The sequence below is a fragment of the Arthrobacter sp. H5 genome (assembly GCF_000520595.1).
In the GTDB taxonomy this organism is placed as follows: domain Bacteria; phylum Actinomycetota; class Actinomycetes; order Actinomycetales; family Micrococcaceae; genus Arthrobacter_D.
This window is the reverse complement of the sequence record NZ_KI914996.1, coordinates 51,040-66,155: the sequence shown is the minus strand read 5'-3', so window position 1 is coordinate 66,155 and position 15,116 is coordinate 51,040. Positions and strand designations below refer to the sequence as shown.

Sequence of the window (15,116 nt, the reverse complement as noted above, 5' to 3'; positions counted from 1 at the left end):
TGGTTTCGCGTCCCGCCGGGGCGAAGGCGGAAAAACCGCTCTAGGACTCCCCGCCGTCGTCGTCCGTCTGCTGCGGCGCCAGCGCGAGCCGCAGTTCGTCCTCCACGGCAATGGCGGCGATGAAGAAGAGCTCGTCGCCTGCCTCTACAACGTCGTCGGGGCTTGGTGTGATCGGAGCGTCATCGCGAAGGATCGCCACGGCGGTGCAGTCCTGGGGCAGTTCAATCGATCCGATGGTCCGCCCGATGATCGGGGAGTCCTGGGGCACCGTGAACTCAACGATCGCCGACACACCGGTATGAAGGGTGAGCAGGCGCACCAAGTCCCCGATCTCCACGGCTTCCTCCACAAGGGCGGTCATCAGACGGGGAGTATTGACGGCAACATCAACGCCCCAGGAGTCGTCGAACATCCAGTCATTCTTTGGATTGTTGACCCGCCCGACAGTGCGGCCAACACCAAATTCGCTCTTCGCGAGCAGCGAGACCACCAGATTGACCTTGTCATCGCCCGTCGCAGACACCACAACGTCGGCCTCATCGAGTTTGGCGTCCTTGAGCGTGGTGAGCTCGCAGGCGTCGCCGATCAGCCACCGGGCACCTTTCAGCCCGCTGCGGCCAATCACCTCCGGCTTCTCATCGATGAGCAGGATGTCGTGCTTGTTGGAGAGCAGCTCACGGGCGATGGATGATCCAACGCTCCCGGCGCCTGCGATAACAACCTTCATTCCGATTCCTCCTGCGGCTTCTTGGCCAGCACTCGGCCTATCTCATCGGTGCCGGCGGTCTCCATCATGGCGTGCACAACGTCACCCTGCTGGTAGCTGGTTTCGCCGCTGGGAAGCATGCCCTCGCCGAAGCGTGTCAGGTAGGCAACCCGCACCCCCGAGACGGTTTCAATGTCCTTAATGGATCGACCCAACCAGCCGTCATGCAGGGCCAGTTCGCCGAGGATCAGGCGCCCGGAGGATTCCCGGTAATCGCCGTTGATGCTCTGTTCCGGGAGGATGCGGCGAAGCACCTGGTCTGCGCTCCACCGGACAGCGGCGACCGTGGGTATGCCGAGCCGCTGGTAGATTTCCGCCCGGCCGGGATCATAAATACGTGCAACAACGTGGGGCACATGAAATGTCTCGCGGGCCACCCGGGTGGCCAGAATGTTGGAGTTATCTCCGCTGGAGACCGCCGCGAAGGCATAGGCGTTTTCGATGTCGGCATTTTTCAGTGTGTCCCGGTCGAACCCCACCCCGGTAACCCTGCGGCCGCCAAACGAACCGCGTAGGCGGCGGAACGCGCGGTCGTCCTGATCGATGATCGCCACGGTATGCCCGGATTCATCAAGCGTGTGGGCGAGGCTGACGCCTACCCGGCCGCAACCCATGATCACAAAATGCGCCACCGCGCCACTGCTCCCTTGACCGTCATAGTCCGTCCTGCCATTGCCGGGCGCCGTCAAAGCCACCCGCGTACCGCTATCGTGTGCGGTATGTCCCTAGCCTAGTGGAGTCCGCCGGGCGTAAACGCGCTAGTCTGTGGGCTGTGCTGACTTTCTTCGAGGCCGTTAAACGCGTGCTGGTGGGTAAGCCCTTCCGCAACGACAGGCTGCGCCACGACACGCTGCCCAAGAAGATTGCCATGCCCGTTTTTTCGGCCAACGCGCTTTCCTCCGCGGCGTACGCCCCGGACGAAATTCTGCTCACACTGGCCCTGGCCGGGGTAGCCGCCGTATCGGTTTCGCCGTGGGTGGGTCTCGCCGTGATTGTGGTGCTGCTGGTGGTGATTGCCTCCTACCGGCAGTCGGTGCACGCCTACCCGTCCGGCGGCGGCGACTATGAAATTGCGCGCCGCAACCTGGGGAGCAGTGCCGGGATCACCGTAGCGTCCGCGCTCATGGTCGATTACGTCCTCACCGTTGCTGTATCCGTGTCAGCGGCCGCCCACTACGTGGTGGCGCTTGCGCCCGCGCTGGCTGGTGGCCAGACGGCGATGGCGGTGGCCGCCGTCGTCGTCCTTGTCCTACTGAACCTGCGCGGCTTCACCCGCGGAGCACGCGCGTTGGCGGTGCCAACCTACATTTTCATGGCGGCAATCTTCGGGATGTGCCTTGTGGGGATCATCCAACGGCTCACCGGGACACTCCGGGAGGCGCCGACGGCGAGGCTGGAAATCATTCCCGACGCCGCCTTTGATTCCGGGCTGGTGGGCCTTGCCGGCGCGCTCCTCATCCTCCGGGCTTTTTCCGCGGGCGCCGCCGCGTTGACCGGCGTCGAGGCCCCAAGCTCAAACGTTCCCAGTTTCAAGCCGCCGCGCAGCCGCAACGCTGCGTCCACCCTGCTCCTGCTCGGCGTGGTTGCGGCGGCCATGACCGCCGGTGTGATCTACCTGGCCAACGCAGCCAAGGTGCACGTGGTGCAGAATCCCGCCGAGCAGTTGCTGCTGAACGGCCAGCCGGTTCCCGATGACTATATTCAGAACCCTGTCATCAGCCAACTGGCGCGCACTATCTTCGACGGCGGTTCCCTTCCATTCATCATTGTGGTGGCGGCAACGGCTCTGATCCTGGTCATCGCAGGGCACGCGGCCTTCAATGGCTTTCCCGTGCTGGCCTCCATCCTTGCGAAGGACGGTTACCTGCCGCGCCAGCTCAGCACGCGCGGCGACAGGCTGACCTTCAGCAACGGAATCATGGCCCTGGGTGCGGGCGCGATCCTGTTGATCTTCGTTTTCCGGGCTGATGTCACCCAGCTGGTGCAGCTCTATATCGTGGGCGTTTTCGTTTCATTCACCGCCACGCAGCTGGCACTGATAAAGCACTGGACCAGGGAGCTGCGCAGCACAGTTGACCGGAAGCGGCGCTGGCGCATGAACAAATCGCGTGCCATCAACACCGTCGGCTTTGTGCTCACCGCTGCGGTGCTGGTGGTGGTGCTGGTCACCAAGTTTGAGTTCGGCGCCTGGATTGCCGTCCTGGCGATGGCTTTCCTCTTTGTTGTGATGCTCAGCATCAAGAGGCATTACGACGCCGTGGCGCGCGAACTTGCGATCGACGACGCCACCTCCTCCCGTGCGCTCCCATCCCGCGTGCACGCCGTCATCCTTGTGTCCCACGTGCGCAAGCCCGTGCTGCGCGCGCTTGCCTTCGCCCGCGCGTCACGGCCGTCGAAGCTTGACGCCATTGTGGTGGACGTTGATCCGGAGGAGACCAAACGCACACTCAGCGACTGGGACCGGTATGAAATCCCGGTGCCGATCACCGTTCTTGCGTCCCCCTACCGCGACACCATCCCGCCGATCATGGACTATATCCAGTCGATGCGCCGGGACTCACCGCGGGACCTCATAGTGGTCTACATCCCGGAGTACGTAGTGGGCAGGTGGTGGGAGCAGTTGGTCCACAACCAGACTGCGCTGCGCATCAAGACCCGGCTGCACTTTGAACCCGGGGTTATGGTGGCTAGTGTTCCATGGCAACTGGCGTCGTCAGACGCTGCAAACAAGTTTCAGGATCTACGGTGACCCAAACGCTCGAACTCGAACTGTCCATCGGCCCGCCCGCCCACGGGGGCCATTGCGTTGCACGCCACGACGGCCGGGTGGTCTTTGTGCGGCATGGCGTGCCGGGCGAGGTGGTGAAGGTCAAACTCACCGAGTACGACGACGGCGCCCGCTTCTGGCGCGGCGATGTCACTGAAGTGCTTCAGGCCTCCGAAGACAGGGTCAACCATCCTTGGCCGCTCGCGGATGCCCTGCTGGCCGGGCTGCGCGGAGCCAAGCCCGTGGGCGGCGCCGAGTTTGGCCATATGACCCTCGACGCGCAGCGGCGGATCAAGGCCGCTGTCTTCCAGGAGCAGCTCCAGCGGTTGGCCATGATTGAGCGGGACGTCACCGTTGAACCTGTGCCGGATGAAACCGAAGACGGGCTGGGGTGGCGCACGCGCACCGGATTCGCGGTCGCAGCCGACGGACATTTGGCGATGCACGCGCACCGCTCAGACGAGTTGATTCCCGTGGCAGATATGCCGTTGGCGGTACCCGGAATCAACGCACTGTCCCTGTGGCTGTTGGATTTCTCCGGGGTGGCCGCCGTCGAGGTGGCGGCCGGCTCTGCGGGTGACCCGCCGCTGGTGATCCTTACCGCAGGCAGGGACGTGGACCGGGCAGCGATTACGGCGCTGGCGCAGTCAATCCCGGAGGCAGCCGTTGCCGTGCTTGATCCGGATACCGGCGGGCTGGAGCGCCTTCGCGGCCGCACCTGGATCCGGGAAAACGTGGACGGCCGTGAGTACCGGGTGACCGGTGAGGGATTCTGGCAGATTCACCGCAGCGCTCCGGCCGTGCTGACCGGTGCAGTACTTGAGCACCTGGATCTTGGCCCGGGCGTGAAAGCCGCGGATCTTTACGCGGGCGCAGGGCTGTTCACTGCCCCGCTGGCCGACGCCGTTGGCGATGGCGGGAGCGTACTCACCATTGAAGGATCCCCGCGGGCCAATAAGGACGCCCGCCGGAACCTGCATGGGCTACACCAGGTGGACATTGTGCAGGGCAAAGTGGAGAAGGTGCTGCGAGAGCGCCAGCCACAACTCGACGTCGTCGTCCTCGATCCACCGCGCGCCGGCGCGGGAGGCGAGGCAGTCAAGGCCATCACGCGCACAGGTGCCCGGGCGGTTGCCTACGTATCCTGCGACCCGGCGTCCTTCGCGCGCGACGTCGGCTACTTCCGTAAGGCCGGATGGACCCTTGATTCGCTGCGAGTCGTCGATCTCTACCCGCATACCCATCACATGGAATCGGTTGCTGTCCTTCGTCCGGGGTGATCAGTCCGGCGTGATCAGCCCGTCTTTGGCCGATCGGCCGCCGCTCAAGCGGATAGGATGAATCTGGTTGTTCCGCGTGCGAATAGTGCTGCGTCCTGCTGTATCACGCTTTCATTCACCAGGATGGGTTAGGGAGCCCTAACTAGCGCACCTGTCCGCGCCGGAACAAGGATTGAGACGGCGAGAGGAGTCCTGTTATGAGTAATGTGGACAGCTTCGGTTCCAAAGGCGTACTAAATGTCGCCGGTGCCGAATATGAAATTTTCCGGCTGAGTGCCGTTGAAGGCGCTGACAGCCTTCCGTTCAGCCTCAAGGTATTGCTTGAGAATCTGCTTCGCACCGAGGATGGTGCCAACATCACCGCGGACCATGTCCGCTCACTGGCAGGTTGGGACGCGGACGCACAGCCGGCCATCGAGATCCAGTTCACGCCGGCCCGTGTGATCATGCAGGACTTCACCGGGGTTCCCTGCGTCGTGGATCTTGCCACCATGCGGGAGGCCGTGAAGGAACTTGGGGGAGACCCGGCGCGGGTCAATCCGCTGGCACCCGCCGAGATGGTGATTGACCATTCCGTGCAGATCGACGTTTTCGGTAACTCCGACGCCATCGAGCGCAACATGGACATTGAGTACCAGCGAAATGGTGAGCGCTACCAGTTCCTGCGCTGGGGACAGACTGCATTCGACGACTTCAAGGTGGTTCCTCCGGGCACTGGAATTGTGCACCAGGTGAACATCGAATACCTGGCCCGTACGGTGATGACCCGTGAAATTGACGGCACACTCCGTGCATATCCCGACACCTGCGTAGGCACCGACTCCCACACCACCATGGTCAACGGCCTCGGCGTACTGGGCTGGGGCGTTGGCGGCATTGAAGCGGAGGCGGCAATGCTGGGCCAGCCCGTCTCCATGCTCATTCCGCGCGTGGTGGGCTTCAAGCTGACCGGGTCCATCCCTGCTGGCGCGACAGCCACCGACGTGGTCCTGACCATCACCGAACAGTTGCGTAAACACGGCGTTGTGGGCAAGTTCGTGGAGTTCTACGGAGACGGTGTCGCCGAGGTTCCGCTGGCCAACCGCGCCACGATCGGCAACATGAGCCCAGAGTTCGGCTCCACCGCAGCGATGTTCCCCATCGACGATGTCACCCTCGAGTATCTGCGGCTGACCGGCCGGGCCGAGGAGAACGTGGCCCTGGTTGAGGCGTATGCCAAGGAACAGGGTCTCTGGCATGACCCATCAAAGGAAATCAAGTTTTCCGAATACCTGGAGCTTGACCTTTCCACAGTGGTGCCCTCGATCGCTGGTCCCAAGCGCCCGCAGGACCGCATCGAACTCACGGACGCCAAGGAGCACTTCCGCAAGGACATCCACAACTATGTGAGTTCGGTGGATGACGCGGCACTCGACGAGGCCCTGGAGGAATCCTTCCCGGCCTCGGACGTGCCGGCGATGACCTCGACGCTGAAGCATTCGGCAGCAGCCAATGCCGACGGACGTCCATCCAAGGCGGTGCCCGTTTCCATGAAGGACGGCCGCGATTTTGTACTGGATCACGGGGCCGTGACCATCGCGTCAATCACCTCCTGCACCAACACGTCTAATCCCTCGGTGATGCTGGCGGCTGCGCTGCTGGCCCGAAACGCCGTGGACAAGGGCCTCACCTCCAAGCCATGGGTCAAGACCTCTGTGGCACCGGGTTCCAAGGTTGTCACCGACTACTATGACAAGTCCGGTCTGACTCCGTACCTGGAAAAGCTCGGCTTCTACATTGTTGGCTATGGCTGCGCCACCTGTATCGGCAACTCGGGACCGCTGGAGGAGGAAATCTCCGCCGCAATTCAGGACAACGATCTTTCGGTTGCGGCGGTCCTGTCCGGCAACCGCAACTTCGAGGGCCGGATCAATCCGGACGTCAAGATGAACTACCTGGCCTCGCCGCCGCTGGTCATCGCGTACGCCCTGGCCGGGACCATGGACTTCGATTTCGAGAATGACCCGCTGGGCCAGGACGAGTCCGGCGCGGATATCTTTCTCCGCGACATCTGGCCAAACCCCACCGAGGTGCAGCAGGTTATCGATTCCTCGATCGACGAGGCAATGTTTACAAAGGGCTACGAGGGAGTGTTCGACGGCGACGACCGCTGGAAGGCTCTCGATACGCCGGAGGGCAACACCTTCGCCTGGAGTGAGAGCTCAACGTATGTGCGGAAGCCACCGTACTTCGACGGGATGAAGGCCACGCCTGATCCGGTGACCGATATCGACGGCGCACGCGTGCTCGCGCGGCTGGGGGACTCCGTGACCACGGACCACATCAGCCCCGCAGGCTCGTTCAAGTCGGACAGTCCGGCGGGCCGGTATCTGCTGGAGCACGGAGTGGACCGCAAGGACTTCAACTCCTATGGCTCCCGCCGCGGTAACCACGAGGTGATGATCCGCGGCACGTTCGCCAACATCCGGCTGCGAAACACCCTGCTCGACGGGGTTGAGGGCGGTTTCACCCGTGACTTCACCCAGACGGGCGGCCCGCAGGCCTACATCTACGACGCTGCCATGAACTATCAGGCGGCGGACACCCCCCTGGTGGTCCTTGCGGGCAAGGAGTACGGTTCCGGCTCATCCCGTGACTGGGCAGCCAAGGGTACGGCCCTGCTGGGTGTCAAGGCGGTCATTGCTGAGAGCTACGAGCGGATTCACCGCTCCAACCTGATCGGCATGGGCGTCCTTCCGCTGCAGTTCCCCGCGGGCGAGAACGCGTCAACCCTTGGCCTGACGGGAACGGAGACCTTCGCGGTGGAGGGCGTGACTGAACTGAACAACGGGAGCACCCCAGAAACCGTCAAGGTCACTGCCACCCCGGAAGAGGGCGGCGACGCCATCACCTTCGATGCCGTGCTCCGCATCGATACGCCCGGCGAGGCTGACTACTATCGCAACGGCGGAATCCTGCATTACGTGTTGAGGCAGATCACCGCGGCGTAATCATCGGTGCCAGGACGCTCCCGTACTTTTTGTTGGAATAGACGGCCCATGGGCTTCTCTTCCAACAAGAACCGCGGGGGCGTCCTTGTTTGCTTCACAGCACGGGGTTTGCTTCACGGCACCGACCGGACTGGCGCCGCGTTAGAGTTAATGACCAGCACAGCGGAGCGCAGGACAATGTTCCGCCACCAGAAGGAGGCGCCGATGGGACTCTTGGAAACCATCCACAATCCACAGGACCTCAGCAGGTTGTCCGCACAGCAGCTCACCCGGCTTGCAGGTGAGATCCGCTCGTTCCTCATCGCCAACGTCTCCCGGACGGGAGGCCATCTGGGGCCCAACCTGGGCGTGGTAGAGCTGACCATGGGTATCCACCGGGTGTTTGACTCTCCCCGTGACAGCGTCATCTTCGATACCGGACATCAGTCCTACGTGCATAAACTGCTCACCGGCAGGCAGGACTTCAGCACACTTCGTCAACAGGGAGGGCTCTCCGGCTACCCATCCCGCGCGGAGTCGGTGCACGACGTCGTCGAAAGCTCCCACGCGTCGTCGTCCTTGTCCTGGGCGGACGGCATTTCCCGTGCCCGAGTGATAGCGGGCGAGGGCGACCGCTACACCGTTGTCCTGGTGGGCGACGGTGCTCTCACCGGTGGAATGGCCTGGGAAGCGATCAACAATATAGCGTCCGACAAGCGCCGCCGCGTGGTCATTGTGGTCAACGACAACGGGCGCTCCTACGCTCCGACTATTGGTGGGGTAGCCGATTACCTCGCGTCGCTGAGGCCCACCATCGACACCGTGCGCACCCACCCGGTGTATGAGGGGACACTCGACTGGTGGAAGAAGCGTCTTCAGAAAGGCGGTCCGGTTGGACGGTTCGCCTACAAGAGCCTCCACGCCACCAAGAAGGGTGTCAAGGACTGGTGGGCACCGCAGGGCTTGTTCGAAGACCTCGGAATGAAGTATCTCGGCCCGATCAATGGCCATGACATGGCCGCAGTCGAGCACACTCTGCATCAGGCGCGCAATTACGAAGGTCCCGTTATTGTTCACGCGATCACTGAAAAAGGGCACGGTTACGCGCCGGCCCGCGCCCATGACGAGGATCAGTTCCATGCGGTTGGAATCATTGACCCGGACACGGGGGAGCCGGTGGACGCCGGCGGTGTTCAATCGTGGACATCGGTGTTTGCCCAGGAAATCGCGGATATTGCCGATGAGCGCGCGGATATTGTTGGTATCACGGGGGCGATGGTCATTCCGGTGGGACTGCACAAGTTCGCGGCAAAGCACCCGGACCGGGTGTTTGATGTTGGCATCGCCGAGCAGCATGCGCTGACCAGTGCCGCAGGCATGGCTTTCGGCGGGTTGCACCCCGTGGTGGCGCTCTACGCAACGTTCCTGAACCGGGGTTTCGACCAGCTCCTGATGGACATTGCCCTGCATAAAGCGGGCGTCACCATTGTGCTGGACCGCTCCGGCGTCACTGGCCCGGACGGCGCCAGCCACCATGGCATGTGGGACCTTTCCATGCTGCAGATTGTCCCCGGCCTCCACCTTGCCGCACCCCGGGATGCCACCCGGCTGCGCGAAGAACTGCGCGAGGCCGTCGCGATTGCTGATGCACCCTCTGTGGTCCGCTACTCGAAGGGCAATGTCGGCGCCGAAGTGGAGGCTGTTGAGCGTCTTGACGACGGCGTTGACGTGCTGTGCCGACGGCCTGCCGGGGCAAGGAGTAATGATGTTCTCATTGTCAGCGTGGGCGCCATGAGCGAAATGGCGCTGGATGTTTCCAACCGGATCGGCGCCCAGGGGATCAGCTCCACGGTGATTGACCCGCGCTGGGTGCTGCCGGTGCGCCGCTCGGTGATTCAGTTGGCGGCTGAGCACCGGATTGTGGTTGTCATCGAGGACGGTGTTCGTGCCGGGGGTGTGGGCTCGAGGATCCGCCAGGAGATGAGGGCGGTGGGTGTAGATACGGCCCTCAACGAGGTGGGGTTGCCGGTCGAGTTCCTCGACCATGGTTCACGCTCGGATGTGATGGAACGGGTGGGTCTGACCGCGCGCAAGGTCGCGCAGGATGTGGTGGAGCAGGTGCTGGGGACCAAGGTTCCCGTGGCGCGTCCATTGCCGGGGGAGACGGCTCCGGCCACCGGCCAGATGCCCACGCTCTAGGAGGTCAGCGCCTCCACCGCACCCATCGGTAGTTGCTTCCATAGGCAAAATCATGGATATAGCCGCAGTCCGTGCAGACGGCGCCGTCGGCTGACTGGTTGGCAGAGTCACCGTCGACGGCTGATATGTTCGCAGCGTTGGGTGGTATGTCGCGCTGCAGGAACTCGGGATTTTGGCAGACCAGGCATTTAAAGGTGTAGCCCTTGATTTCCAGTCCCAGGAATGACTCTCCGCTCATCGTCACAGCCTAGTGCGTCCCTGGGCACCGGATGTTCAGGCGATGAACCCGTCAATGAAACTGAAGAATACGGATGCCGCAGTTGCCAGTATCAATACGGCAGCCAAGGCAGGCGCCCATTCTCCGAGGAACCGTGTTGCGCCAGCTGGAACGGGAATCACGGAATGCAGCACGTTGCGCGCAGTAAGCAGGACAAACAGCACGATCATCGCTGCCCATACGGCCATGCAGTAGAGGCACAGGATATGAATCTCGAAGAGGGCCTGGCTCCACAACCAGACCACAAAGACCATGCCGAGGCTCACCCCAACCTGCAGGCCCATCCAGTACCAGCGGGCACACCGTGCGCCGGAGAGAAGGGCGGCCGACGTGGTGAGCACAATGGCAAACGACACGATCCCGATCAATGGGTTGGGAAAACCGAAGACCGCAGCCTGCCAGGTCCTGAACACTTCCCCGCAGGAGATCAGCGGACTGATATCGCAACTGGTGACATAGTCGGGGTTTTCGTAGAGAGCCAGGCGTTCCAGGAGCAGTTGACCTGACGCCAGAAAACCAATCAGTCCGGTGACGGCCAGCGTCCAACCCATTCCGCGCGCAGTCGCAAACGCAGGGAGGATGCCGTGTGCCTTTCGGGACACTTCGCGCGAAGTGCCGTCGGTACCGCTTCCTGGCACAGTAAATACCTCTTTCGTGATCCCAAAACATCAGCGAGTCTAGTAGGGCGGGCCCGTCAAGCGGGGCGTTTGTGAGAGAATGGGCTTGGCTGGTCCGGGAACCACATTTCCGTGCTGGTCCAGTGACAGGCTTCCGGTTCTGCCGGCGACGCTTCCACGGTACAAGGAAACCACCAAGCCCGGTGGATGTGCCCCAGGAATCCGCTGCGCAGGCCTCATAGGGGTTTCCTACGGGATCCCCACGGATGAGCAGGAAAAGCGTCGCTGGTCTTCGAGTGATGCCGCACCCCATGGATGGTGCGACCTCGAACGACAATGATGACGACTTCCGGTCCACGCGAGGCGCACAGCCCGCGGACAACCGACCAAGTGCCCCCATGGGCGCCGGAATGTGGACGGTGCCGCAGGGGCTGGAGCAAAGCAAAATATGGACATCTCAACATCAGATTCACAGCCGGAACTGGACGCACCGGAACCCGCGGCGCCGGCAAAGGCACCGAGGACGCGCCGAAAGAAACCCGGCAATGATGACGCCCAGCCGGAGCCCACCGCGCCGGCAAAGCGCCGTACCAGCCGAAAGCAGGCCGACGGTCAGTCGGAAATCCATCTTCCTGCCGCGCCGTCCACGCCGCCTACAGGTGGAACGCCGGCCTCGTCGCCGGTGGACGCACCGGCCAGCGACTCAGAAGCAGTCCCAGCGGAGACCATCGACGGCGGCACCCCCGCCAAAACGGTGCGGAAGCGCCGATCAACCCCGGCCAAGGCAGCCGCACCGGCCGCTGACTCCGCAGGAGGGGCCGCCGCGGACACGGGCTCCGCGGAACCGGAGCAGACCACGCCGGTCAAGGCGCCGCGCACCCGCCGGCCACGCAAGGCCACGTCCGAAGCCGCTGATCCCGCCGAAACAGCCGCCGAAACTCCTGCTGCTGACCAGCCAACCTCCTCCGAAGACTCCGAAGACTCCGAGGCCAAAGCCAAGGCACCGCGCGCCCGCCGCACCCGGAAGACGGACCCCGTGCAGGAGACGCCGGCGGAAGAAGCCGCGACAGAGCACACGGGACCCGAATCCGGAGACTCCGGGGCCAAAGCCAAGGCGCCCCGCACCCGCCGCACCCGAACAGCGGCCCCGGCGCAGGACGCGCCCGCTGTTGATGCTGTGGCCCGCAGCGTGGAAACTCCCTCCGAGCCTGCCGTGGAAGACCAGGAGACGGCCGCTGTCCAGTCCTTCGCCATTCCGGAATCACCGGTTTCACTGCTCTTCCATGCGCCGGATCTCACTGCTCCTTCCCGCCCTCCCAGGATCAGCGCCCCGCAGGGGACCAGCGCGCCACGGGCAAACGAGCAGGTGGATGCCGAAGAGACTGACGACGAGAACCGCAAAGGCCGGCGGAGCCGCCGTGGCCGTGGCCGGAGCCGCGGAGCGGAGGACGCCGAGCGGAGCCAAGGCGAGCCGGGGGCCGAGGACTCCAGTGAAGACGCCGGAGACGAAGCGTCGGAGGAGAACGTTACCTCCCGCCGTCGTCGTCGGCGTCGCCGCGGTGACCAGGATCTTGAACTGACCGGTGGTCAGGATGACGATCCGCCCAACACTGTGACGCGCGTCCGCGCGCCCCGTCAGAGTGCCGAGGCGCCGCCGTCCGACCGCGTTACAAGCGTGAAGGGCTCCACCCGGCTCGAGGCCAAGAAGCAACGCCGCAGGGAATCCCGGGATACAGGCAGGCGTCGCCAGGTCATCACCGAGGCGGAATTCCTCGCGCGCCGTGAATCGGTTGACCGGCAGATGGTTGTCCGCCAGCGCGACGACAGGATCCAGATCGCCGTGATGGAAGACGGCGTGCTCGCCGAGCACTTCGTCTCCAAGACCCAGCAGGACTCCCTGATCGGCAACGTGTACCTCGGAAAGGTGCAGAACGTTCTTCCGAGCATGGAGGCCGCCTTCATCGACATTGGACGGGGGCGCAATGCCGTGCTCTACGCCGGCGAGGTCAACTGGGACGCGGCCGGGCTGGACGGTCAGCCGCGCAGGATCGAATTGGCGCTGAAATCCGGCGATTCGGTGCTGGTCCAGGTTTCCAAGGACCCGGTGGGGCACAAGGGAGCCCGGCTGACCAGCCAGATCTCCCTGCCCGGCCGCTACCTGGTGTACGTGCCGGGCGGCTCAATGACAGGCATTTCCAGGAAGCTCCCCGATGTGGAGCGGAACCGGCTGAAGCGCATCCTGAAGGACCGTCTGCCGGAGAATGCGGGAGTCATCGTCCGTACCGCCGCGGAAGGGGCAAGCGAGGAGGAGCTGACGCACGACATCAACCGCCTTCGGTCTCAGTGGGAAACCATCGAAGGCAAGTCGTCGTCCACCAAGACGCTTGCGCCGGAACTGTTGTACGGCGAACCGGATCTGACCATCAAGGTTGTCCGCGACGTCTTCAATGAGGATTTCTCCAAACTGGTTGTATCCGGCGAGGAAGCCTGGGACACCATTGAGGCGTACGTCATGTACGTGGCACCGGATCTGGTGGGCAGGCTGGAGAAGTGGACCAGCGGTGAGGACATCTTTGCAGCCATCCGTGTGGACGAACAGATCCAGAAAGCGCTGGAGCGCAAGGTCTTCCTTCCATCCGGCGGCTCCCTGGTCATTGACCGCACCGAGGCCATGACCGTTGTTGACGTGAACACCGGCAAGTTCACCGGCAGCGGCGGCAACCTGGAGGAGACGGTCACCAAGAACAACCTGGAAGCGGCGGAGGAAGTTGTCCGTCAGCTGAGGCTCAGGGACATTGGCGGGATCATTGTCATCGACTTCATCGACATGGTCCTGGAAGCCAACCGCGATCTGGTCCTTCGCCGCATGGTGGAATGCCTCGGCCGGGACCGCACCAAGCACCAGGTCGCCGAAGTGACATCGCTGGGACTGGTTCAGATGACCAGGAAACGGATGGGGACCGGGCTGCTTGAAGTGTTCGGCGAAAACTGCGAGCACTGCAACGGACGCGGGGTGCTCACCCATGAGGACCCGGTGGAGCACCGGCGCCATGCCGTGTCAACAGACAATCACCAACAGCACCTCCGCCAGGAAAAGATGTCCCGCAGCGAGCGCAAGCGCAGCCGGACCAAGTCCCCTCAACCCGCCGAGCAGCATGGTGTGAGCGAACCGGTGGTCGAGGACCCGGACCGGGCTGCGAGAGCCGAGGCGGCGCGCGCTGCCTTGGCCAACATCGCCGCGGCAACCCATGCAGCCCACGAACACGAGGATCATGCCCCGCTGCTGCCTGCTTCGACCGGGGCCGTGCTCACCATCAACGGCGAGACCGTCTCACTGCCGCGGGCGGAGCACCCGGAGGCAGTAGTGGAGCAGCCACGGCTGACGCTGGAGAGCCTGACGGAGGCCTTCAACCGGCCCGCCGCACAGGATTCCGTGCCGCCGGTTGACGGCAATGGAACTCCTCCAGCCACGGGCGCGAGGCGCAACCGTGGGCGCCGCTCCGCAAGCAGCGCCCAGGGTTCCGCTGACACCGCAACCATTGAGCGCAGGACAGACGACAGTCCCGCTGAAGCGGCCCGGGGCGCGCAGCATGTAGCTCGGACTCAACAGGCTGAACCGCAGCCGACCACCAAGGACGAGCCAATGATTCTCGGCGTGGGAGTGCCTGCGTCGGAGCTGTAGGTCGCGGGAGACTGAATCCGCCGGAGTCTGCATGACGGGCTCCGGCGGTTCTTTTTAAACGGTGCGTCCTGCCCTGTTATAGGGTGGGTTGCAGTGACACGCGGTGCCGGGAAACCGGCTGAGAGCAAACGCGTTGAACCTGATCTAGAGATGATCGCCGGAATTGCGGTCTTTGGCCTAGCGGAGGGATGTCGCGAATGACTATTCGCAGTTTTGAACGCGCCACAGTGGTGCATGAAGCCGGTGTAGACCCAACCACCCGATTGCGGGACACCCCGCGGGTGCTCAGCATTGCGGGGACCGATCCAACCGGAGGCGCCGGCATTCAGGCGGACCTGAAGAGCATCGGAGCGAACGGCGGCTATGGGATGGCGGTCATTACATCCCTGGTGGCGCAGAACACCCGGGGAGTACGATCAGTGCACACACCTCCGGCGTCCTTCCTGCGTGAGCAGCTCCAGGCTGTGAGCGACGACGTCCACATTGACGCTGTGAAAATCGGCATGCTGGGGGACGTGGAGACCATAGAGACGGTACGCGGCTGGCTCGCGGAAGCGGG

10 protein-coding genes and 1 riboswitch are annotated in these 15,116 nt (G+C 63.5%); of the genes, 6 read left to right on the top strand and 4 right to left on the bottom strand.

Annotated elements, in window-relative coordinates:
* Nucleotides 1–40: 40 nt before the first annotated feature.
* Nucleotides 41–727, bottom strand: coding sequence for a potassium channel family protein (locus tag Y708_RS24580; RefSeq protein WP_035776117.1), 687 nt, complete (start codon nt 725–727; stop codon nt 41–43).
* Nucleotides 724–1,398 (bottom strand): potassium channel family protein, encoded by a 675-nt coding sequence (locus Y708_RS0111725; protein WP_028280083.1) that lies wholly within the window; start codon nt 1,396–1,398, stop codon nt 724–726. The genes Y708_RS24580 and Y708_RS0111725 overlap by 4 nt, the downstream gene beginning before the upstream one ends.
* A 140-nt stretch (nt 1,399–1,538) precedes the next feature.
* On the opposite strand from Y708_RS0111725, the gene Y708_RS0111720 reads away from it, so the two are divergent.
* From Y708_RS0111720 to dxs, 4 genes are all read left to right on the top strand, one after another.
* Nucleotides 1,539–3,515, top strand: coding sequence for an APC family permease (locus tag Y708_RS0111720; RefSeq protein ID WP_028280082.1), 1,977 nt, complete (start codon nt 1,539–1,541; stop codon nt 3,513–3,515).
* Nucleotides 3,512–4,813: a class I SAM-dependent RNA methyltransferase gene (locus Y708_RS0111715; RefSeq protein ID WP_028280081.1), complete on the top strand. Its 1,302-nt coding sequence runs from the start codon at nt 3,512–3,514 to the stop codon at nt 4,811–4,813. The genes Y708_RS0111720 and Y708_RS0111715 overlap by 4 nt, the downstream gene beginning before the upstream one ends.
* A 197-nt stretch (nt 4,814–5,010) precedes the next feature.
* A complete protein-coding gene (gene acnA / locus Y708_RS0111710; protein WP_028280080.1) occupies nt 5,011–7,803 on the top strand; it encodes an aconitate hydratase AcnA in 2,793 nt (930 codons plus the stop codon).
* A 204-nt stretch (nt 7,804–8,007) separates the two neighbouring features.
* Nucleotides 8,008–9,981 (top strand): 1-deoxy-D-xylulose-5-phosphate synthase, encoded by a 1,974-nt coding sequence (gene dxs, locus Y708_RS0111705; protein WP_028280079.1) that lies wholly within the window; start codon nt 8,008–8,010, stop codon nt 9,979–9,981.
* Nucleotides 9,982–9,985: 4 nt separating this feature from the next.
* On the opposite strand, the gene Y708_RS24575 is transcribed toward dxs, so the two are convergent.
* The gene (locus tag Y708_RS24575; protein ID WP_035776114.1) at nt 9,986–10,219 is read right to left on the bottom strand and encodes a hypothetical protein; all 234 of its coding nucleotides are present in this window, start codon (nt 10,217–10,219) and stop codon (nt 9,986–9,988) included.
* A 35-nt stretch (nt 10,220–10,254) separates the two neighbouring features.
* Complete coding sequence (locus tag Y708_RS0111695) at nt 10,255–10,809, bottom strand: vitamin K epoxide reductase family protein (RefSeq protein WP_051478936.1); 555 nt, start codon at nt 10,807–10,809, stop codon at nt 10,255–10,257.
* 514 nt (nt 10,810–11,323) lie between these two features.
* On the opposite strand from Y708_RS0111695, the gene Y708_RS0111690 reads away from it, so the two are divergent.
* Together Y708_RS0111690 and Y708_RS24570 are read left to right on the top strand one after the other, a co-directional pair.
* Nucleotides 11,324–14,557, top strand: coding sequence for a ribonuclease E/G (locus Y708_RS0111690; RefSeq protein WP_028280077.1), 3,234 nt, complete (start codon nt 11,324–11,326; stop codon nt 14,555–14,557).
* Nucleotides 14,558–14,646: 89 nt separating this feature from the next.
* Nucleotides 14,647–14,763, top strand: a riboswitch (TPP riboswitch).
* On the top strand, nt 14,755–15,116 hold a 362-nt coding region (locus Y708_RS24570), incomplete at its 3' end, for a bifunctional hydroxymethylpyrimidine kinase/phosphomethylpyrimidine kinase (protein ID WP_173401515.1). (Overlaps the previous riboswitch by 9 nt.)